This is a genomic window from Neisseria sp. HMSC064E01 (genome assembly GCF_001808875.1).
GTDB lineage: Bacteria > Pseudomonadota > Gammaproteobacteria > Burkholderiales > Neisseriaceae > Neisseria > Neisseria sicca_A.
Genome location: NZ_KV794939.1, coordinates 105,696 through 126,824 on the forward strand (window position 1 = coordinate 105,696; position 21,129 = coordinate 126,824).

Below are 21,129 nucleotides of genomic sequence, written 5' to 3' on the forward strand. Positions count from 1 at the left end.
CGTCATTCCCGCGCAGGCGGGAATCCAGACCTATCGGCGTATAAACCTGTCAAGGAAAAAGGCTTCCTAAAATCTACGTTCTGGATTCCCGCCTGCGCGGGAATGACGGGATTTAATAAACAGTTGTATTGACAGGTTTATCTAGATACAGAATCAAAGAGACGCGAAAATGCCCGACACGCACACCATCCGCTCCGCCGAATTTACCGCTTCCCGCGCATGGGGCGCACTCAACATCGCCAATATGAACGGCACCATCGTGCGCCTGCACTGGACGGACCAGCCCTACAAATGGCACGTCAACGACGGCGAGGAAGTGTTTGCCGTGATGGACGGCGAAGTCGATATGCACTACCGAGAAAACGGCGAAGAACACATCGTTCGGTTGATAAGCGGCGATATCTTCTACGCAGGAATCGGCACGGAACACGTCGCCCATCCATGCGGCGAAGCACGGATTTTGGTGATTGAGAAAGAAGGCAGTGTTTGAGGTCGTCTGAAAAGAGGTTTCAGGCTGCAATGGAATTGTAGGTTGGAGTAAGAAGAGATGACGCAGTTGTTTTTACATTCAGATACATCAAATGATAAGGCACTGATTTCAATATATGAGAAAGCTGTTTCAGAGGCAGTAGAGCTGTATATTTTCTCTGCGTATCTCACTCATTGGGATGTAAAAAATAAGCTCAATAGCAAATTGCAAGAGTTTAAATTTATTTTTGGACAAGATTTCGGATTGTCTAAAAAAGAGGCTATTCGGAAAGTGTTGAAATGGCTTCCGTCCCATTTGAAATTCACATTGATGGTAGCTCAAGGCATTCAGGGTTTTCATCCTAAAGCTGTATTTTGGAAGAATGATAAGAATGAGTATTATGCTTTAATCGGTTCTTCAAATTTGACTCATGCTGCGTTTAATAGCAATTATGAAGCAAATATTTTGACTAAAATTTCTGAGCAGGATTTTATAAAAGTCAAATCTTGGGCTAATGAAATTGCGATGAAATCTATTCCAGTATCGGAAGATTGGCTTAAGGGATATAAAGAAGCTGAAATTAGCTATAAGAAATCAGCTTCTAGTAGATCAGCAATAGACGGATTATCTTTGAAAATACCACCTTATAATCACGAATTGATTAAAGCACGGAGAGAACAGATGAGAAAACATCAAACTGTGCGTGAAGAATTAAAAAATCTTATTAATCAATGTGCTAGTGGAGGGATAGGAAATGATGATTTTTATGTGGAATTTAATAAATTATGGTCTTTAGGTAATCGTTTTCAAGATAAAACATGGACGAGGAAGGGTAAGTCTTCAGATTTTCGAAAATTATGTTGCGCTATCCAAGCAGTTTTTGATGCACCATCTGCTGATAAAGATAGTGTTGTTGCCAAACAAATTGATTGGCTAAAAGAATGTGGAGTTTCTACTCGTCGTTCGGTTTTTTCTGAAATGCTTTGCCAAGAGTATCCTGATAAATATCCATTACTCAATGACCCCGTAGAAAAATTTTTAAGAGACAAAGACAACAAGTTTCGTTCGGCGCATGGAGCAAGTGAAGGTTCCAAATATATTGATTTGAGTATGAAGTTAAGAGCTGTATTGGTCAAACAATCAAAAATTAAAAATTTGGCTGAATTAGATGTTTTAATCCAAGACAAGTATCGGAAATAATCCTTGATTGGATGAAGTTAAGGTGGAGGTGGGCTAGGTTGGATCTAGAACCAACCTACCTGCTGGATTCCTGCCTACACGGGAATGACAGCAGATATATGTTTTTATTGATTCCGCCATACACAAAATACACATAAATACACATAATCTTTTTCAGACGACCTCTTAAAACGTCGTCTGAAAAACCAACCCACACAACTATATTTTTATTTTAACCACAGGTTAACCACTATGTTTTCCAACTACCTACTCAGCTTGGCAATATGGATACCCATCGCTGCGGGCGTGCTGGTTTTGGCGACGGGGCCGGACAGCCGTGCGCCGCTTGCCCGCGTGCTCGCTTTAATCGGTGCGCTTGCCGGTTTCTTGGTAACGCTGCCCTTGTTTACGGGTTTCGACCGTTTGAGCGGCGGCTATCAGTTTACCGAGTTCCACGAGTGGATTCCGCTTTTGCGAATCAACTACTCGCTGGGGGTGGACGGTATTTCGGTGCTGTTTGTCATTCTGAACGCGTTTATCACGCTGATGGTGGTGCTGGCGGGTTGGGAAGTGATTCAGAAGCGTCCGGCGCAGTATATGGCGGCGTTTTTAATCATGTCGGGCCTGATTAACGGCGCGTTTTCAGCGCGGGATGCCCTGCTGTTTTATGTGTTCTTCGAGGGTATGCTGATTCCGCTCTACCTGATTATCGGCGTGTGGGGCGGTCCGCGCCGCGTGTATGCGTCGGTGAAGCTGTTTCTCTATACGCTGATGGGTTCGTTGTTGATGCTGGTGGCGATTGTGTATCTGTCTTACCAAGTCGGCGGCTTTTCGATTGAGGATTTCCAAAACATCAAACAGATTCCGCTGGGCGTGCAACAGCTTTTGTTTGTGGCGTTTTTCCTGTCGTTTGCGGTGAAAGTGCCGATGTTCCCCGTGCACACTTGGCTGCCGGATGCCCACGTTGAGGCGCCGACGGGCGGTTCGATGGTATTGGCGGCGATTACGCTGAAATTGGGCGCATACGGCTTTTTGCGCTTCATTCTGCCGATTCTGCCCGATGCGTCGCGCTATTTCGCGCCGGTCATCATTGTGTTGAGCCTGATTGCGGTGGTGTATATCGGCATGGTTGCGCTGGTGCAGACCGATATGAAAAAACTGGTGGCGTATTCGTCCATCAGCCATATGGGTTTCGTTACCTTGGGGATGTTCTTATTCATTAACGGCCAGTTGAACGACTGGGCGTTGAAAGGCGCGGTCATCCAGATGATTTCGCACGGTTTCGTGTCGGCGGCGATGTTTATGTGTATCGGTGTGATGTACGACCGCCTGCACACGCGCAATATCGCCGATTACGGCGGCGTGGTGAACGTGATGCCCAAGTTTGCGGCTTTTATGATGCTGTTTGCGATGGCGAATGCGGGTCTGCCGGCGACTTCGGGCTTCGTGGGCGAGTTTATGGTGATTATGGGCGCGGTCAAAGTGAATTTCTGGGTGGGCGCGCTGGCGGCGCTGACGCTGATTTACGGCGCGTCTTACACGCTGTGGATGTATAAGCGCGTGATTTTCGGCGTGGTCGGCAATCCGCACGTTGCCGATATGAAAGACATCAACTGCCGCGAATTTGCGATTCTGGCGATTTTGGCGGTTGCGGTATTGGGTATGGGCCTGTATCCGCAGGCGTTTATCGAAGTGGTGCATCAGGCGGCAAACGATTTGATTGCCCATGTGGCGCAAAGCAAGATTTGAGGTGTGCGAATGAACTTGATTGATTTGAACTTAATGCCTGCCATGCCCGAAATCGTGCTGTTTGCGCTGCTGTTGGTGGTGTTGCTGGCGGACTTGTGGATTAGCGATGAAAACCGCTATCTGACCCATCTGATGAGCTTGGGCACCATTATTGTCGTGACAGGTGCGCAGCTTGCAGTGTGGGAGCAGGGCAGTGTGTTGGCATTTAACGGAATGTATGTCGCCGACGGTATGTCGCGCCTGTCCAAGCTGGTGCTGTACGGGCTGACCTTCGGGCTGTTTATTTACAGCAAGCCCTACAATCAGGCGCGCGGTATTTTTAAAGGCGAGTTTTACACTTTGTCGCTGTTTGCGCTCTTAGGCATGAGCGTGATGGTGAGCGCGGCGCATTTCCTGACCGCCTATATCGGTCTGGAACTTTTGTCGCTGTCGCTTTACGCCATGATTGCCCTGCGCCGGGATTCCGGACGCTCCGCCGAAGCCGCGCTCAAATATTTCGTCTTGGGTGCGCTGGCTTCCGGTCTGCTGCTCTACGGTATTTCGATGGTGTACGGCGCGACGCATTCGCTCGACTTCGCCACTGTTTTGGCATCGTCTTATAGCGAAATTGCCAACGAGTGGCTGTTGAAACTGGGGTTGGTGTTTATCGTTGTGGCGGTGGCGTTCAAACTGGGCGCAGTGCCGTTTCATATGTGGGTGCCCGACGTGTACCATGGCGCGCCGACATCCGTCGCCGCGTTTATCGGTACGGCGCCTAAAATCGCCGCTGTGATGTTTGCTTTCCGTATTTTGCTGACCGGCTTTGGCGAAGTGCATCAATACTGGGCGCCTATGTTTGCCGTTCTTGCCGTCGCATCGCTTGTGGTCGGTAATCTTGCCGCGATTATGCAGACCAATATCAAGCGTATGCTTGCTTATTCGACCGTGTCGCACATGGGCTTTATCCTGCTGGCGTTTATGGCAGGCTCAATCGGTGCTACCGCAGGTCTGTATTACGCCATTACTTATGCGTTGATGGCGGCTGCGGGCTTTGGCATATTGATGGTCTTGTCCAACGATAATATCGAGTGTGAAGAAATCAAAGATTTGGCAGGTTTGAACCAACGCCATGCTTGGTTTGCCTTACTGATGCTGCTGGTTATGTTCTCTATGGCAGGTATCCCGCCGCTGATGGGTTTCTATGCCAAATTCGGTGTGATTATGGTGTTGCTGAAATTCCATCACGTTTGGTTGTCGGTTTTCGCCGTCGTTATGTCCTTAATCGGCGCGTTCTACTACCTGCGTGTGGTTAAAGTCATGTATTTCGACGAACCCGCCCATGACCAGCCCGTCGGCAGCAATTACGCCGCCAAACTCTTCCTAAGCGTCAACGCGTTCTTGCTGGTTTTGTGGGGTGTGATGCCGCAAACGATGATTGACTGGTGCGCAAGAGCTTTGGAAAACACTTTGTAAGGCGATGAACCGAAACGGCAGCCGTGTCAGAGGCTGCCGTTTTTGTTAAGATACGCCGTCCCACTATTATTTTTCAGACGACCCTTTGAAGCAAAGAGGTCGTCTGAAAACAGAAAGACACATACATCATGACCGCATCCATGTACATCCTTTTGGTATTGGCACTCATCTTCGCCAATGCCCCCTTCGTGACCACCAAGTTTTTCGGCGTGATTCCGCTCAAGCGCAAACATTTCGGGCATCACCTCGTCGAATTGGCGGCAGGCTTCATCCTGACCGCTATCCTCGCCTACATCCTCGAATCCCGCGCCGGCGCGGTACAGCATCAAGACTGGGAGTTTTACGCTACCGTAGTCTGCCTTTACCTGATATTCGCCTTCCCCTGTTTCGTATGGCGTTATTTCTGGCACGCGCGCAACCGCGAATAAGCTTTTCAGACGACCTTAGCGTTATTTTTGACCTAAGACTTCGCTGTCTTATCAGAATGTTGGTCAACCATGCTGTTCATCGGGTTTGTGTTAAAACAGCTTTTTAGAATCCAGCAGCAGGGTAACGGGGCCGTCGTTGCAGAGTGAAACCTGCATATGGGTTTGGAAGCGGCCGGTTTCTACCGTCAGACCGTGGGTGCGTAATAATTCTGCGGTGCGTTGATACAGGGATTCTGCCTGTTGGGCGGGGGCGGCAGCGGAAAAAGAGGGGCGGCGGCCGCTGCGCGCATCAGCGTGGAGGGTGAACTGTGAAACGAGCAAGACGGATCCGCCCGTGTCTTTAAGCGACAGATTTAATTTTCCGGCTTCATCTTCAAAAATGCGCAGATTGGCTATCTTGTCGGCGATATAAGAGGCATCGGTTTCGTTGTCATCGTGTGTAATGCCTAAAAGAATCAAGAAGCCGTGACTGATTTTGCCGCTGGTTTCGCGGTGTCCTTCGCTCAGGACGTCAACTTGGGCATGGCTTACTTTTTGAATAACGGCGCGCATGTGGTTTCCTTGAATAAGATAATGCAGCAAGGTGGATGGTTTCGCTGCCTGATGTTGATTTGTCTGGGAAAGGTCGTCTGAAAACGATTGGCTCTAATCTAACAGAATATTTCTGTTGGTCTAGAGCCATTTGTTTTATAGTGGATTAACTTTAAACCAGTACGGCGTTGACTCGCCTTAGCTCAAAGAGAACGATTCTCTAAGGTGCTTAAAGCACCAAGTGAATCGGTTCCGTACTATCTGTACTATCTGCGGCTTCGTCGCCTTGTCCTGATTTAGTACTATCTGCGGCTTCGTCGCCTTGTCCTGATTTAAAGTTAATCCACTATAACAGTTTGGATTTGATAGCGGGATGCCGTCAGGTTTAACGGCTTGCTTCTTTCTGCCATTTTGCTAACAGGGGGCGCAAAGCATCGGGATTTTCATAACAGCCGTTGATGGCTGCCTGCAACCAGCGGCAGGCAGTAGGAATATGGCTGGTGACGCCTTGCCCGTGGTAATAGAGTCGTGCCAAATAGTATTGCGCTTCGGTATGGCCTTGTTCCGCCGCGATTTCAAACCAGTGGGCAGCAGATTGGAAATCGGTTTCGACGCCTTGACCGTAATAATACAATTTGCCCAATGCGGCGGCGGCATTTTTGTGATGGAATTCGGCGGCTTTCAAATACAGTTTTCTGGCGCGGTCGTAATCCACTGCTGTCTCTATGCCGTAATGACATGCTTCGGCATCGCGGAAGGTTTGTTCCGTTTTTTGGAAAAACAGGGCAGCTTCCCTGATTTGTTCATACTGCTGGGGATTGTGCAGCGCGGCATCACTGAGTAGCTTTTGGATGGCGGTGGCGCAGCCGAGTGTTGCAGCGCGGTGGTAATAGTCGTGCGCTGCGTGCGGGTCGGCTTTGACGCCGAGTCCGTAGCGGTAGAGGTCGCCCATTATGCGCAAGGCTTCCGGATGGCGGCGGTCTGCAGCAAAACGGGTGTGGCGCATGGCTTGGAGCGGGTCGCGTCCGATCAGTTTGCCTGTCAGACTGTGTTGTGCCAAGGCAGCCGCGGCGTCTCCACTGCCTTTCGTGGCAGCTTTCCGATACCAAATCATGGATTCCGCATGATTTTGCGCAGCAAGCAAGTCGCCCAACATAACTTGTGCAGCGATAAATCCTGCATCCGCTGCCTGCCGTAAATGGATTTCGGCCTGGGCGGCGTTGGCTTTTACGCCGATACCGCGGTAGTACATTTTCCCCAATTGCCAATGTGCGGGGGCAAAGCCTTGTTCTGCCGCTTGTCGGTATAACTTGATCGCGTTTTCAAAATCAGGTTTCAGGCTGTGGCGGTAGGCAAGGCAGTATTGGGCTTCGGCGGAATTTTGCGTCAAGGCAAGCTGCGCCCAGTAGCGCATTTGGGACTCGTTTCGATCTTGGTAAAAGTGCATCAGGATGTGCTGCGCTTCCAGCATGCCTGCCTCTCCCAAGCGGATATATGCGGATAAATGGTGAGCGGTCGGGATGCCTTGCTGTTCGCGGCTTTGCAATAGCGAGAATTCTTCCTCGGGTGTCAACTCGACAGGTTTGGGTTGCGGTTTGGGTGCGGTTAAGCGCGTCAGACCGGAGGCGTAGGTGATTTTGTTGACTTGATAGGCAGTACCGGCGTACCGATTGCCTGCTGTCTGTTGGGACAGCAGTGCAGGGCTGACTGTGTCGGCGGTCATTCTGTTTGCCGGCTTGACAGAGAGCGTACGGGAAGAGTCGGGTACTGCGGTCATAAGGTGAGATCGGAAAACGGACTGGGATGGTTATTATACTGTTTTCTGTAATTTATTGTTAATAATATGACGAGAATATCGTTAGTTATTTGCAATCGTGGGAAATGGAATAAATACAGTGAGTTATATTTTCTTTTGATATTTTATGATGGGGACGTCAGGTTGTAGGGTGAATATTTGGGTGTGTTGTAAAATTCAAATATAAACAATAAGATAAATCGGTTTTGATTTGAAAGGGAACTAGGTGTAATTGGCAATGGGTAGGGGGTGTGGTCGGAGCAGTGTGAAGCTGTTGGAGGTGTCGGCTTCAATCAATTGTAAAGATGGAAAGGGGCTGTCTTTTGTTTACAACAATCCGAAGGCTGCGGAGATGGGAATATTGTACGGCGAATAGGGGAGCGGACTTTAAAGCGATACGCCATTCTCTTGTTTAAGCCCCAAAGAGTGTATAGTGGATTAAATTTAAATCAGGACAAGGCGACGAAGCCGCAGATAGTACAGATAGAGACCTTTGCAAAATTCCCCAAAATCCAGATAGTACGGAAAGGCGAGGCAGCGCCGTACTGGTTTAAAGTTAATCCACTATAATTTTTATCGCGTCTGTCACCAGTGATGACAAAAGGTCGTCTGAAACTTGATTTTTCAGTTTCAGACGACCTTTTTAGCAGAAGAAAGGCTTATTCGACTTTAAGCTTTGTTTTCCGGGGTTTCTTTTTTAACTGGTTTCTTGCCATCCTGCGGGGAATGGTAAGCGTAGTAGTCATACATACTGTTGGCTTCACGCTTCATGCCGTTTAGGATGACGCCTTTGATATTGATCTTGTTCTGACGCAGACGGTCGGCACTGATCTCAAGCTCTCTGGTGGTGGTGTTGCCGTAGCGGCTGACCAGCAGAACCGTACCTGCATGTTGTCCGACGATGGTTGAATCGGTAACCGCGAGAACAGGCGGGGTGTCGATGATTACATAGTCGTAACGTTTTTGAGCGTGTGTCAGCAGTTCTGTGAAACGGCTGTCCATCAGCAGCTCGGACGGATTTTTCGGATAACCGCCGTTGCTGATGAGATGCAGGTTTTCAATGTGCGTCTCGCAGACGGCTTTGGCAGGGGAGGCATGGCCGGAAAGGATGTCTGCCAAGCCGTATTCGGGTGTCAGTTTGAACAGTTGGTCCAAATAACCTTTACGCATGTCGGTATCGATCAGCAACACGCGTTTGCCTGATTGTGCCATTACGGTGGCGAGGTTGGCGGAAATAAAGGATTTACCCGCTTCAGGGGCTGCACCGGTAATCATGAGGACATTGTTGCGCGCATCCAGCATGGAGAAGTAGATGTTGGTACGCAGGGCGCGGATGGCTTCGACGGCGACGTCGGAGGCATCTTCGTTTGCCAGCAGATAATTGGAGCGGCCGTTCAGGGATTTGAATTTGCGTTTCAACAGGTCGCGTTTTTGCTGGGTTTTGGAGTAGGGTACGAGGGCGGCGACTTCGAGATTGAGGTTTTCAATCTCTTCAGACGACGTGATGCCTCGGCGCATACGGCCTTGCAGCATGACCCACATGGAGGCGAGCGCACCTGCGGCAAGTGCGCTTAATGCGGTAATGACGGCTTTGCGCGGGGCGATCGGTTGTTCCGGCGTGTAGGCATGGTCAACGACGCGGACGTTGCCTTGCGCGCTGGCTTTCATGATGTTGAGTTCTTGTTGTTTCGCCAAGAGTTGGACGTAGGTCGCTTGGTTGGTTTCTACGTCGCGGGTCAGGCGGATGACTTCCTGTTGGGTGTTAGGCAGACCGGCAATTTGCTGGTTGATTTTGCTCTTGGCTCGTTCGAGTACCGCCAGTTTGTCCAAAACGGCTTTATAGGAAGGGTGTTCCGGAGTGTACAGTTCTGCCAAACCTGCTTCTTCGGTTTTGAGCAGGGTAATTTGGGTTTCGATGCTGGTCAGGCTTTCAAGCGCGCCTTTGGACTCAAGCGGAATGTCGAGCGAGCCGGCGCGTTCGCGGTAGGCATTGAGTTTGTTTTCTGCTTCTTGCAGGGTCTCTTTCAGACGAGGCAATTCTTCGCTGATGAACGCCAAGCCGCTGGAGGCGACTTGAATGTCGCGTTCGCGGTTTTGCGCGACGTAGTTGTCAGCAATGCTGTTGAGGACGGCGCTGGTTTTTTTCGGATCAACATCGGTGTAGGCAAGATTGATGATGGGGCTGGTTTTGCCTTTGCTGATCACCGAGAGTTGGTTTTTGATGTTTTCGATGGCGCTGAGTTTGGAAAACTTGGTCAACTCGAAATCCTGATCTGTTTCGGCAAGGATTTGGTCGACTTTCAGAACGGTTTCGTTATTGATTTTCAGCGGCGTGCCGACGCGGCCTTCTTTGGCTGTACCGTTTGGGAGCGTCAGGATATAGTTTTTGCTGTCTTTGACGGTCAGTTTGAAGGGTTTGTTGATCCATTCTTCAGACACGGTAAATGTACCGATTTTTAAAATCGGATCGTCGTTGCCGCTGAGGTTGTGAACCATGTTGCCGAAAACCGGGAAGTAGGTGGCTTTGACTTCTTGGTCAAGCTGAAGCTCGTCAACGGTTTTGCCAATTACCATGCGCGATTGGACCAATTCGATTTCGGCTTCGGAAGGCGCCGGCTCGTTGGAAAGCATATTGTTGATTTCGGACAGAATCTGGTTTTGTTTGGTTTCAATTTCCAACATGGCGTCAGCACGGTAAACAGGTGTGGACGCAAAGCTGAAAACGGCACCGAGCAAGCCGCCCGCAATCAATGCGGTGGCGATTTTGGATTTGTGCAGCCACAGATTGTGCAGTTGTTGGCCGAAATCGATTTCGTCGTTGTTGGAGGATGCTGATGACGGATATTGTTTATACATCAGTAGGCTTTCTGTTTGGATTTAATTGATTGAATCCGGCATAAGTGAGTGTTATGCCGGGGTTGGTCCGTTCAATTTTTCAGCCCAAGTCTCGGCTGCGCTTTGTATTTGTTGGAATACGGCTTCAAACATTTCGCTGCTTTGTTTGAACGGGTCGGGTATGTTTTTCTTGGGCAGCCATTGGGCGAGCAGGATGGTTTTCCCGCGCGCGGAAGGCAGGATATCGGCAACCATGTCGATATGCGCCGGCTCCATCACCAAAATCAGGTCTGCTGTATCGCACATTTCAGGGGTCAGCTGGCGGGCGGTGTGACCGGCAACGACTACGCCGTGCTTAAGGGCTGTTTTGATGGCTTGGAAGTCGGCATCTTTCCCCGCCAATGCATTGATGCCGGCGGAGCTGACGCGGAGTCCGGGCAGTTTCTTCTGCAAAATGCGCTCCGCTATCGGGGAGCGGCAGATATTGCCCATGCATACTACTAAAATATTTTGAAACATAAGAGAAGCGATATTTTTTTCTTGTGTATGGTCAAATCATTATAAAACGGTTTGCGGTCGGTATTTTGTCGGCCTGAAAGGATTTTGTTTATACGTCATCAGACGATAAATAACCGACCCGCCGTTTTGCCTGACAGCAGGTGCTGTCAGGCGTCGTCAGGTTATTTGAAAGTGCTGTCGATAGCGTTGACGTTGCTGACGAAGCTGGTCAATTGCGACACTACGCGGTTCCAACGGGTAACCGGAGCGGCAGTCACATAAACAACGTCGTTCGGACGCAGGTCGAAGTCGCTGCTCAAGGCGTAAGCGGTCGCGTCTTTCAGGTTAAGTTGGTAAATGTGGATAGGTTTAACCGCATCTTCAGGCGCACGGCGGATGACGAATACGCCGGTTGCGTCTGCCAAGGCTTGATTCATGCCGCCGGTTTCACCCAAGGCTTGAGTGAGGTTCAGACCGTGGTTGCCGATAGGCAGGGTGGCTTGGCGGCCGACTTCGCCCATAACGTACACTTTGCTGTTGCTGTTGTTCGGCACGTAAACGATGTCGCCGTTGCTTAAGAGGTGGTTTTGCGACATATCGCCGTACTGCATGATGCTTTGCAGGGAAATGGTGCGGTCAACGCCGTTGTGCGTCCATTTGATGTGGTGGGTGTCGGCATTTTGCGCCACGCCGCCCGCTTGGTTGACGGCATCGAGGATGGTCATGGGGACGTTGGTAATCGGCAGTTGTCCGGCTTGTCCGACCGCCCCGGCAACGGATACGCGTTGCGAGCGGAATTCGGTTACGTTGATGGTAACTTGGGGATTTTTAAGATAGCGTTTCAGACGACCTGTCAGGATGTTTTGCAGCTCGTCTATGGTTTTGCCTTGCGCTTGGATTTTGCCGACCAGCGGATAGGTGATGTAGCCGCCTTCGTCCACCCAGGCACCGCGGCTGACTTGGTTGGTTTGCGGGTTGCTTTGTTGTACGGGTGAATTGAGGTCGTTATGCGCCCAAACCATGATGTTCAATACGTCACCTTTGCCGATGTGGTAGCGGTAGGCGGCTTTGCTGCGCTCAAGCGCACCGTTGTTTTGTGACAACACCGGCGGTCTGCGCATTTTTTCAACGAGGCCGAAGGTGATCGGATAGATGGCGACGCGCTTGTCGAATTTGGTGTCTGCTACGGTTTCGCCGTTTTCGTAAACGATGGTTTTGTTGCGTGTGTTGATGGTGGAGCCGGGGATGACGGTGCTGCTGTTGCAGGCGGTCAGTGCCATCAGAGACAGGCTGATGAGGGCAAGCTGTTTTTTCATGTCGGTATCCTTGTCAGTCTTATCGGGGTCGTCTGAAAACTTTCAGACGACCTTTTTGTGGAATGTTTTGCTTTATCGGTAGGGTGTTTAATGTGTCTGCTGCCAAACCAAATCGCAAATATCGTCTTTGGGATTAAAGCCGGTAGGGGCTTCGAGCAGCAGGGCGCGCAGGGTTTGTTGGTCTGAATTTGAGCACGCTAAGTCCATACGCATAATTATGTCATTTAATTGCGCCCATGGCAGCATTACTTCGCTGGCGGTCATAATTCGGGGATGAGTGGTTTTTTGTACTTCGTCTCCAATAAGCAACTCTTCGTAAAGTTTTTCGCCCGGACGCAGTCCTGTAATTTTAATTTCGATATCGCCGTCGGGATGTTGGGCATCTTTCAATTTCAGGCCGCTAAGCGTAATCATTTGTTTGGCTAAGTCAATGATTTTAACAGATTCGCCCATATCCAACACGAATACGTCGCCTCCTTTGCCCATTGCGCCCGCTTGAATGACGAGTTGGGCGGCTTCTGGGATGGTCATAAAGTAGCGGGTGATGTCTTGGTGGGTCAGGGTGATGGGACCGCCTTCAGCGATCTGTTTTTCAAACACGGGAACGACGGAGCCGGAGGAACCTAAAACGTTGCCAAAACGAACCATACAGAAGCGGGTGTATTGGTTGGGCTCGGCGGCAAGCGCCTGCAGGCACAGTTCCGCCATGCGTTTGCTCGCGCCCATGGTGTTGGTCGGGCGCACGGCTTTGTCGGTGGAGATGAGCACGAAGGTGCTGACGCCGGATTCGACGGCGGCTTGGGCGCACAAGAGCGTGCCGAAGACGTTGTTGCGGATGCCTTCGACGGTGTTGAACTCGACCATGGGGACATGTTTGTAGGCGGCGGCGTGATAGACGGTTTCAACGCCGTACGCGGTCATGACGCTGATCAGGCGTTCTTTGTTTTGTACAGAACCAAGCAGGGGCACAACTTCGATTTGACTGCCGGCGGCTGCCTGAGTTTCACGCAATTCTTTGTCTATACTGTATAGGGAGAACTCGGACAGTTCGAACAGCAGTAATTTGGACGGGCGGCATTTCAGGATTTGGCGGCAGAGCTCGGAGCCGATGGAACCGCCTGCACCTGTCACCATGACGGTTTTGCCGGTGATGTCTGCGCCCATGAGTTCGGGGCGTGGGGCTACCGGGTCGCGGCCGAGCAAATCGACGACGGAGATTTTTTTCAATGCGCTGACTTTGATTTTGCCCTCTACCAAGTCTTTCATGCCGGGAATGGTCAGCACTTCGCATGTGTATTGTTCCAGATTTTGGATGATGCGGCGGCGTTCTTCCTGAGTGGAGCTGGGGATGGCGAGCAGGATTTTTTCCACGCCGTAGCGGTCGATGAGCGATTGGATGTCGTCAGGACCATAGACGGTCAGGTCGTAGATGACGGTGTGGCGGATTTTGGGGTTGTCGTCAACGAAGGCGACGGCGGAATATTCGTTGACCTGTTTGATGGCTTCCAGCAGTTGGCGACCGGATTGTCCTGCGCCGTAAATGATGACGGGCGCCATTTGTTTCTTATGTCGGTCGGTCAGGATGGCGCGCAGAATCATACGCGAACTGGTGATACAGACGACCAGCAGCAAGAAATAAACGACAGGCAGGGCAAGGTGTAGCTTACGTTCGAAAACCAAGGTGGTCAGGCAGAACAAGACGGCTGAAATCAGGCTGCCGAATGCGGCGGCGGTCAGGACACGGGTGCTGACGAAGCGGGTAACGGCGCGGTACAGCCCCAGTCTGACGAATAGGGCGATGGTCAGTACGGCAGTCGAGCCGAACGCCAGCCAGTTTGCCAGACTTGCCCATTCGTCGGAGTATTGGATTCGGAGGCTTTGCGCAAACCAAAAGGCGATGAAAATCATCAAAACGTCGTGGATGACGAAGAAGGTTTTTTTGACGTTGCGGGGCAGGGATAACAGGGTTTCCAAATTCATTTTGGTATGTTCTGAATAATGTTATGGGTGGGTTTCAGACGACCTCGGTCATGCAAAGGTCGTCTGAAAAGACGTTTGTTGCTACGGAGCATTGGTTTTCCGTATGTGTCGGCTGTTTGCCGATTCCCTTTTTTATAGTGGATTAACTTTAAACCAGTACGGCGTTGCCTCGCCTTAGCTCAAAGAGAACGATTCTCTAAGGTGCTTAAAGCACCAAGTGAATCGGTTCCGTACTATCTGTACTATCTGCGGCTTCATCGCCTTGTCCTGATGTACTATCTGCGGCTTCGTCGCCTTGTCCTGATTTAAAGTTAATCCACTATAACCGGCTGAAGCAGTAAACCGCCGCCGTCCCGATGATACGGGCGCGGCGGTTTTTACTTTACGCCGTGGCTTCTGACAATACGGCTTCGATGTGTTCTTTGCAGAACGCGATTTCGTCGTCGGTCAGCGTCGGATGCACCAAAAACATCAGGCTGGTGTCGCCCAGTTCGACGGCGTTTTTCAGTCGCTCTTTGGGTCGCCACGGCGTGTTGTCGAAGGCTTTTTCTAAATAGACTTCGGAGCAGCTGCCTTGATAGCAGGGGACTTTGCGTGCGTTCAGTTCGTTCACGATGCGGTCGCGTGTCCAGCCTTCTTTGAGGTGTTCGGGTTTGACGAAGGCGTAGAACTTGTATTGTGCGTGTTCGATGTAGTCAGCGATTTCAATCAGGCGGATGCTGGCGAACTTGCCCAAACTTTCTGCCAGCTTGGCAGCGTGTGCTTGGCGGCGAGCCGTCCATTCGGGCATGCGTTTGAGCTGGATGCGGCCAATGACCGCCTGCATTTCCATCATGCGCCAGTTGGTGCCGAAACTTTCGTGCAGCCAGCGGAAGCCGGGGGCGTGTTCGCGGTGGTACACGGCGTCATAGCTTTTGCCGTGGTCTTTGTACGACCACATTTTGCTCCACAGCTCTTTGTCGTTGGTGGTCACCATGCCGCCCTCGCCGCCGGTGGTCATGATTTTGTCTTGGCAGAACGACCATGCGCCGACGTGTCCGATGGAGCCGACGGATTTGCCTTTGTATTTCGCGCCGTGCGCTTGGGCGCAGTCTTCGATCACCCACAAATCATGTTCTTTTGCCAAGTCCATGATGCCGTCCATTTCGGCGGGCATACCGGCGAGGTGGACGACGATGATGGCTTTAGTATTCGGCGTCAGCGCGGCTTTGATGGTTTCGGCGCTGATGTTTTGGCTGTTCAAATCCACATCGGCAAACACGGGGTTTGCGCCTGCGGTAACGATGCAGGAAGCGGAGGCGAGGAAGGTGCGCGAGGTAACGATGACGTCGTCGCCTGCGCCTATGCCCATTGCTTTGAGCGCGACATCGAGTGCCAGCGTGCCGTTGGAAAGGGCGACGGCGTATTGCGTACCGGCAAAGGCGGCAAATTCTTTTTCAAATTCGCGGCATTCGGTGCCCGTCCAATAATTGACTTTGTTGGACAGCAGGACTTTGGAAACGGCATCGGCTTCTTCTTGGGTGAAGCTCGGCCATGGGGAAAGGGATGTGTTAAGCATTGGCTTTTCCTGCGAAAAGGCTGGTGGAGTCTTTGGGGGCGACATCTTCCAGCAGTTGGCGGTTGATTAAGGTGTATTTTTGACCGTCGATTTCGACGTATGCGCCGTCGTAAGGCGGGAACCAGAATGCGCGGATTTTTTTCTCCACATCGTCGCCGTCACGGATTTGCTTCATGGCTTCCATCTCGTCGCGGCTGACGTAGCGGCCGCCGATGTTGGGCATGGTCGGCAGTTTGGCTTGCGCTTCGATGGCGCGGGCGATAATGCGTTGTGCGAACGGCTCCAATGCCTGCATGGTTTTGCGTTCGAGCGATTGGGCGGTTTCGGCGGCGGGGTCAATGGGGAAACGGTCCACTTCGATGATTTCGCCGGTGTCGATGGAGGCATCGACGTAGTGGGCAGTGCTGCCCCACTCGGACAATTCGTCCATGATGGCGAGGTTGTAGCCGCCCGTGCCTTTGTATTCGGGCAACAGGGCAGGGTGGAAGTTGATCGTGCCTAAGCTCGGGATGGTCAGGAATTCGTCGCGAAGTTTGCGCCAGTAGAGTACGGACAAGCCCAAATCGTATTTCAGACGACCTTCCTTCATCGCTTCCAAGGCGGTATCGAAAGTATAGAGCGGTAAGCCCAATTCTTTGGCGGCGGCGGTCGTCGGCGAGCCTTGCAGGTGGCTGTCGGTCAGAACGCCGACGATTTCGATGCCGTCTTGTGAGGATAATAGTCGGAGCAGGTTGGCGGAAATCTGTTTACGCCCCATGAATAATATTTTTGTCATGAAATAGTCCTTTTTAGTATCGTGAGTGTACGTTTGATTATGTAATGTTTAAATGCTTGAATTGCCCAAAGATGCTAAATCTTGAAGGGAGTCAATCCAAAAGTTGGGATGGTATTCTGTGCTAAAACTTTCAGGCAGGTGACGGTGGATGTTTTGTCCGGAGGGACGCAATCCTATGGTTATCCAGCCCAAAGCGTTCGGCGCGATAAAGTCTTTGGAAATGTTGTCGCCGATATAGATGAAGCAGTCTGCCTTTGCGGCATATTTGTCTTGTAAATAGCGGAAGCGTTTGTCATCGGGCTTTTCCGAAGCGCAGGCTTCGGAGACGAGGATGTTGTCAAACAGGGAATACAGACCCAAGGCTTCCAGTTTCAGACGCTGGGTCAGGCTTCTGCCGTCGGTAATCAGTGCGCGTGCGGCGAAGGGCGCGGTCAGCTCGGACAGGAAATCCTGCGAGGCATACGGCGTCAGCGTCGGGCGGTGCAGCCGGTATTGCCACAGAAGAACCTGTTTCTCTGATTCGTTGAAACCGCAGTGGCGGCACAATCTGTCCAGCCAGTCTTTGCCGTCGGGGTCGATGCTGCGCCATAGGTCGTCTGAATTCCAATCGGGATACAGTGCGACAATGGTATCGACGACCGAACGGATGCCGGACAGCTTGTATTCGTATTCCGAATACAGGGTATCGTCCAAGTCGAAGACAATGACGGCGGTTTCGGGATTAATCGTTTTCATGAACCAAGACCTTGGCATCGTAGCGCAGCATGATGAGGTTGTTTTCCCAGTCGTCTGAAAACGGGATTTCTCCGTCGCCGAGATATTCGCGCATCAGCCAGCCCGGATAATTGCCGCCTGCGGCATACGTCAGCGGGAAGCCGCCGCCGAAGCGGGGGTTGATTTCCACGCCGTAGAATTCGCCGGTTTCTTCGTTGCAGAAGAACTGCGCCGTGATGCAGCCGCGCGCGCCTTCCAATACCGACATTTTTTCCAGCAGCGTTTGGTAGAGGCTGTTTTTGCGGGTAACGCCTTTGCTGACTTCGCCGGAGCGCACTTCCAAGCGTTTTCGCGGGATGGCGCATTTCAGACGACCTTCATGGTCGTAATACATATCGACGGTAAACTCGGCAAATTCGTTTTCGATGTTGATAAGTTCGCAGAACATCAGCTTGGGGTCGTCCACGATTTCAGGTGTCAGGCAGGCGGGCGTGTCGATTCTTTTGGCACCGATGGCGCGGCTGCCGTCGTAAGGCTTGGCGAAGCAAGGGAAAACCAAATTCTCGCGGTCGTAAATTTCGGGCGAGCGTATGCCGTAGCGTGCAAACAGGTCGGCGGTTTTCCGTTTGTCGCGGCATTGCGCGATGAAGTCCGAATCGGAAACGACGATGTGGATACCTGCCGCTTCGAAGCGTTCGCGTTCGTCTGCCAGCTTTTGCAGTTCGGTGTCTATGGTGGGGATGATTAAACCGATGTTTTCGCGTACCGCCAAATTGAAAATGCTGTCGATATACGAATCGTCATTGATCAACGGTACTTCAAACGAACCATCCGAAACATGGCAGGCGGAAGACATGCGTGGTACCAAATCCGTCGTCAAAATCTTGACGTCGTCTGAAAACTTGGCAGCTTCAGTTTGAAAATCCTGTACCAATTCGACGCGCCTTCCCGCGGAAAGGATAAGTACGTTATTTTTTCGCATCAGTGTCATTTCCTGTGAAATAGGGCATGGTGGCTTCCCCTTCCGCCGAAATGCCTTCTTTGATAAAGACTTTTTTGACTGTCAAAAACAGGATTTTCATATCCAGCCAAAAACTGTAATGGTCGATATACCAAATATCGTGTGCGAACTTTTCGTCCCACGAAAGCGCGTTGCGCCCGTTAACCTGCGCCCAACCCGTTACGCCCGGTTTCATTTCGTGGCGGCGGTTTTGAAATTCGTTGTAAAGCGGCAGGTAGCTCATCAAAAGCGGTCGCGGACCGACCAAGCTCATCTCTCCTTTTAGAACGTTCCAAAGCTCTGGAAGTTCGTCCAAACTCGTCGCGCGCAGTTTCTTGCCGAAAGGGGTCAGCCGCTCGCTGTCGGGCAGCGGGTTGCCGTCTTTATCGACCGCATCGCGCATGGAGCGGAATTTGATCATTTTGAACGGTTTACCGTCTTTACCCGGCCGCTCTTGGGTGAAGAATACCGGTTCGCCCAGGTTTTTGCGGATGAGGTAGATTAAAATCAAAAATACGGGCGAGAGGAAAATCAGTCCCGAGGCGGAGGCGACGATGTCAAACAGGCGTTTGAAGAATTTACTCATGGGCTAATCTTTCAATCAGGTTGACGATTTTTTGATACGCCACATCGCGCTTGAAGCGGCGGACGATTTCGTCGGATTGAACGGGGTCGTTTTTGCGCGCCAGAATGTCTTTGGCGGCTTGGACGAAGCTGTCCACATCGCCGGAACGGTAGTCCGCATGCGGCAGCAGGGGCAGGACTTCGGCAACTTCGTCGTTGACCTGGCTGTTTAAAATCGGTTTTTGCAATGCCATGTAGTCGGACAGTTTGTTGGTTATCGACGCCATGGAGTAGGAATGGATGGCATTGACGGAGATGTCGCAACCTTTGGCAACCGACATCATCTCGGCGTAGGGAATGTAGCCGTAAAACTTGATGCCGTCGCAGGCGTATTGTTTGAGCCTGTCCAAATCGGGGCCGCCGCCCATGATGTGCAGCTCTACATTTTCGCCGTCGTCCAACAGTTTGCGGATGCCTTTGCACACGGTTTCCACGTCATAGCTGTAACTGAGCGTACCCAAGTAGAAGAAACGGGTTTTGTTGTCGCCGAAGTCTTTTGCCGGTGCAGCATCGAGTTTTGGAAAATCCGCACCGATATAGACGACTTCGCCGGGCACGTTCGGATTGGCTTCTTTGGCGCGGTCGAGGTAGGTCTGCGACACGGCAACCAATGCGTCGGCGTAGCGGTAGGCTCGGTTGGCGCGGGAGGAGAAGGGCAGCAGGTTGTGCGGGATTTTTTTCAAAAACGGTACGACCGAGGAGAAGGATTCCGGCCATACGTCCTGCACGTCGATAATCAGTTTGTAGCCCAAACGCGCTTTGTGTTCGCCCAAAAGCAGGTTGGTGGCAATCAGCGGGTAGGCGGAAAAGACGACGTCTTGTTCGCCCGGACGGCAGTTGTTCAGCCATTGCTCAAAATTTTTGACGAACACATGATGGCTTTTGACGCGGTCTAGCGAGACGTTTTTGCCGTAGCCGCTCTCTTCCAGCAGCATGACTTTCAGACGACCTCTTGAGGCGGATTCGGCATCTTCAGGTCGTCTGAAAGATTTGTCGTAGTGTTTGAAATTGCTGGTAATCAGCAGCACGTCATGAGACTGCGACAACAGCTCGGCAAGATACCAGAAGCGGTTGAAATGCGGCTCGGACGGCAGCGAACAGTAGGGGGCGACGATGGTGATGTTCATATTTTCAGACGACCTCACATATCGTAAGCGGCCATTGTGGTGCGATAGATTTCATCATCGGAACACAAGGTCTCAACGTGTTTATGCAGGGCTTTGCCCATTTTCTCGCGCAGCTCGGGCTGCTTGATGAGTTTATCGACGGCTTCGATAAAGGCTTCGTCTTCGCCGAAGGGGAAACAGTATCCGGTTTCGCCGGTAATGACCATTTCGGAAATGCCGCCCATGTTGTAGGTAACGACGGGCGTGTCGTAGAGGCCGGCTTCAAGGATGTTGTTGCCGACGCCTGCGCCGTGGTCGCCGATACAGTGCGGCGTGTTCACCAAAATATCCACGTCTTTGAAATAGCCGGTCAAATCGCGCACGCCGCCGAGGAAGGTAACTTTGTCGTCTATGCTCAGACGCTTCGCTTGCGCCTTCAGATTGTCCATCTCTTCGCCTATGCCCGCCACGTTCAGGCGTACGGGCATATTGCGGTCAATCATTTTCTTAAAGATGTCCAACATCACATGCACGGCGCGGACGGTATCCAAGCGCGACAGGGTGCCGAGCATGACGTAGTCTTTGGCGGTTTTTTCAGGAACGTAATCGACTTTGTGCAGGGCGTTGTAGGTGTAGGCAATGCGGTTGGCGGGGAAGCCGTGACGGATCAGTTTTTCCTGCTCGTGTCTGCAGTTGCCGATAATATATACGCCCAGTTTGTCGAAAAGTTTGGCGATTTTGGGATAGGTTTCCGCTTCCAAGCCGCGCGCGTGGTAGAACACTTTGGTTTTGGGCGAGGAAATTTTCGCGGCAATGGCGCAGGCGGGAACAATACGCGCCATTTGGCAGTGGATGATATCGGGTTTTTCTTGTTTCAACATCTTCATGTAGGCGAACATGCCCTTGATGTAGCCCAAGATGCCGCCCTGATAAAAATCAATAGGACGCCATTGAATGCCCAAGGCTTGGGCTTCTTTGATCAGAGGGCCATCGGAAGAGGCAAGGACGACCTCGTGGCCGCGCTGCCTGAGCAACCGTCCTAAGCGGAAGGTCGCGTTTTCAGTGCCGCCGAGGCCAGACATGGAAGTAGTCAAAACAATTTTTTTCATAGCGTGTTTTC

18 protein-coding genes are annotated in these 21,129 nt (G+C 51.4%); 5 read left to right on the forward strand and 13 right to left on the reverse strand.

The annotated features are described in order from the left end of the window. Nucleotides 1-169 precede the first annotated feature (169 nt). The 5 genes from HMPREF2572_RS07165 to HMPREF2572_RS07185 all read left to right on the forward strand — a co-directional run bounded on the left by HMPREF2572_RS07165 (nt 170) and on the right by HMPREF2572_RS07185 (nt 5,277). Nucleotides 170-490: a cupin domain-containing protein gene (locus HMPREF2572_RS07165; RefSeq protein ID WP_009175032.1), complete on the forward strand. Its 321-nt coding sequence runs from the start codon at nt 170-172 to the stop codon at nt 488-490. Nucleotides 491-547: 57 nt separating this feature from the next. Continuing rightward, entirely contained in the window at nt 548-1,669 is a 1,122-nt protein-coding gene (locus tag HMPREF2572_RS07170; protein WP_070497260.1) for a phospholipase D family protein, read from the forward strand. A gap of 231 nt (nt 1,670-1,900) precedes the next feature. Next, nucleotides 1,901-3,397 (forward strand): NADH-quinone oxidoreductase subunit M, encoded by a 1,497-nt coding sequence (locus tag HMPREF2572_RS07175; RefSeq protein WP_070497262.1) that lies wholly within the window; start codon nt 1,901-1,903, stop codon nt 3,395-3,397. 9 nt (nt 3,398-3,406) lie between these two features. Next, nucleotides 3,407-4,849 carry an NADH-quinone oxidoreductase subunit NuoN gene (gene nuoN / locus HMPREF2572_RS07180; protein WP_070497264.1) on the forward strand — a complete coding sequence of 481 codons (1,443 nt, stop codon included), beginning with the start codon at nt 3,407-3,409 and terminating at the stop codon, nt 4,847-4,849. A gap of 128 nt (nt 4,850-4,977) precedes the next feature. Further along, nucleotides 4,978-5,277, forward strand: coding sequence for a DUF2818 family protein (locus tag HMPREF2572_RS07185; protein WP_070497266.1), 300 nt, complete (start codon nt 4,978-4,980; stop codon nt 5,275-5,277). Nucleotides 5,278-5,367: 90 nt separating this feature from the next. On the opposite strand, the gene dtd is transcribed toward HMPREF2572_RS07185, so the two are convergent. The 13 genes from dtd to HMPREF2572_RS07250 form a co-directional block, all read right to left on the reverse strand. Further along, complete coding sequence (gene dtd, locus HMPREF2572_RS07190) at nt 5,368-5,829, reverse strand: D-aminoacyl-tRNA deacylase (protein WP_070497268.1); 462 nt, start codon at nt 5,827-5,829, stop codon at nt 5,368-5,370. Between the two features lie 364 nt (nt 5,830-6,193). After that, nucleotides 6,194-7,531 (reverse strand): SEL1-like repeat protein, encoded by a 1,338-nt coding sequence (locus HMPREF2572_RS07195; RefSeq protein WP_070497270.1) that lies wholly within the window; start codon nt 7,529-7,531, stop codon nt 6,194-6,196. A gap of 741 nt (nt 7,532-8,272) precedes the next feature. Continuing rightward, on the reverse strand, nt 8,273-10,459 hold the full coding sequence (locus tag HMPREF2572_RS07200) for a polysaccharide biosynthesis tyrosine autokinase (protein ID WP_070497273.1): 2,187 nt from the start codon (nt 10,457-10,459) through the stop codon (nt 8,273-8,275). 51 nt (nt 10,460-10,510) lie between these two features. Then, complete coding sequence (locus HMPREF2572_RS07205; RefSeq protein WP_070497275.1) at nt 10,511-10,957, reverse strand: arsenate reductase/protein-tyrosine-phosphatase family protein; 447 nt, start codon at nt 10,955-10,957, stop codon at nt 10,511-10,513. A 161-nt stretch (nt 10,958-11,118) separates the two neighbouring features. After that, the gene (locus HMPREF2572_RS07210) at nt 11,119-12,252 is read right to left on the reverse strand and encodes a polysaccharide export protein (RefSeq protein ID WP_070497277.1); all 1,134 of its coding nucleotides are present in this window, start codon (nt 12,250-12,252) and stop codon (nt 11,119-11,121) included. A gap of 87 nt (nt 12,253-12,339) precedes the next feature. Further along, nucleotides 12,340-14,232 (reverse strand): polysaccharide biosynthesis protein, encoded by a 1,893-nt coding sequence (locus tag HMPREF2572_RS07215; RefSeq protein WP_070497279.1) that lies wholly within the window; start codon nt 14,230-14,232, stop codon nt 12,340-12,342. A 382-nt stretch (nt 14,233-14,614) separates the two neighbouring features. Next, nucleotides 14,615-15,790: a DegT/DnrJ/EryC1/StrS family aminotransferase gene (locus tag HMPREF2572_RS07220; protein ID WP_070497281.1), complete on the reverse strand. Its 1,176-nt coding sequence runs from the start codon at nt 15,788-15,790 to the stop codon at nt 14,615-14,617. Further along, on the reverse strand, nt 15,783-16,565 hold the full coding sequence (locus HMPREF2572_RS07225) for a formyltransferase family protein (RefSeq protein ID WP_070497283.1): 783 nt from the start codon (nt 16,563-16,565) through the stop codon (nt 15,783-15,785). The genes HMPREF2572_RS07220 and HMPREF2572_RS07225 overlap by 8 nt, the downstream gene beginning before the upstream one ends. A 48-nt stretch (nt 16,566-16,613) precedes the next feature. Then, entirely contained in the window at nt 16,614-17,300 is a 687-nt protein-coding gene (locus tag HMPREF2572_RS07230) for an HAD family hydrolase (RefSeq protein WP_070497286.1), read from the reverse strand. Then, nucleotides 17,287-18,261 carry an ATP-grasp domain-containing protein gene (locus HMPREF2572_RS07235; RefSeq protein WP_070497288.1) on the reverse strand — a complete coding sequence of 325 codons (975 nt, stop codon included), beginning with the start codon at nt 18,259-18,261 and terminating at the stop codon, nt 17,287-17,289. The genes HMPREF2572_RS07230 and HMPREF2572_RS07235 overlap by 14 nt, the downstream gene beginning before the upstream one ends. Further along, nucleotides 18,248-18,865: a sugar transferase gene (locus HMPREF2572_RS07240; protein ID WP_070497290.1), complete on the reverse strand. Its 618-nt coding sequence runs from the start codon at nt 18,863-18,865 to the stop codon at nt 18,248-18,250. The genes HMPREF2572_RS07235 and HMPREF2572_RS07240 overlap by 14 nt, the downstream gene beginning before the upstream one ends. After that, nucleotides 18,858-20,030 (reverse strand): glycosyltransferase, encoded by a 1,173-nt coding sequence (locus HMPREF2572_RS07245; RefSeq protein ID WP_070497292.1) that lies wholly within the window; start codon nt 20,028-20,030, stop codon nt 18,858-18,860. Before HMPREF2572_RS07245 ends, HMPREF2572_RS07240 begins: the two co-directional genes overlap by 8 nt. A 14-nt stretch (nt 20,031-20,044) precedes the next feature. Beyond that, the gene (locus tag HMPREF2572_RS07250) at nt 20,045-21,118 is read right to left on the reverse strand and encodes a glycosyltransferase family 4 protein (protein ID WP_070497294.1); all 1,074 of its coding nucleotides are present in this window, start codon (nt 21,116-21,118) and stop codon (nt 20,045-20,047) included. Nucleotides 21,119-21,129: the final 11 nt, after the last annotated feature.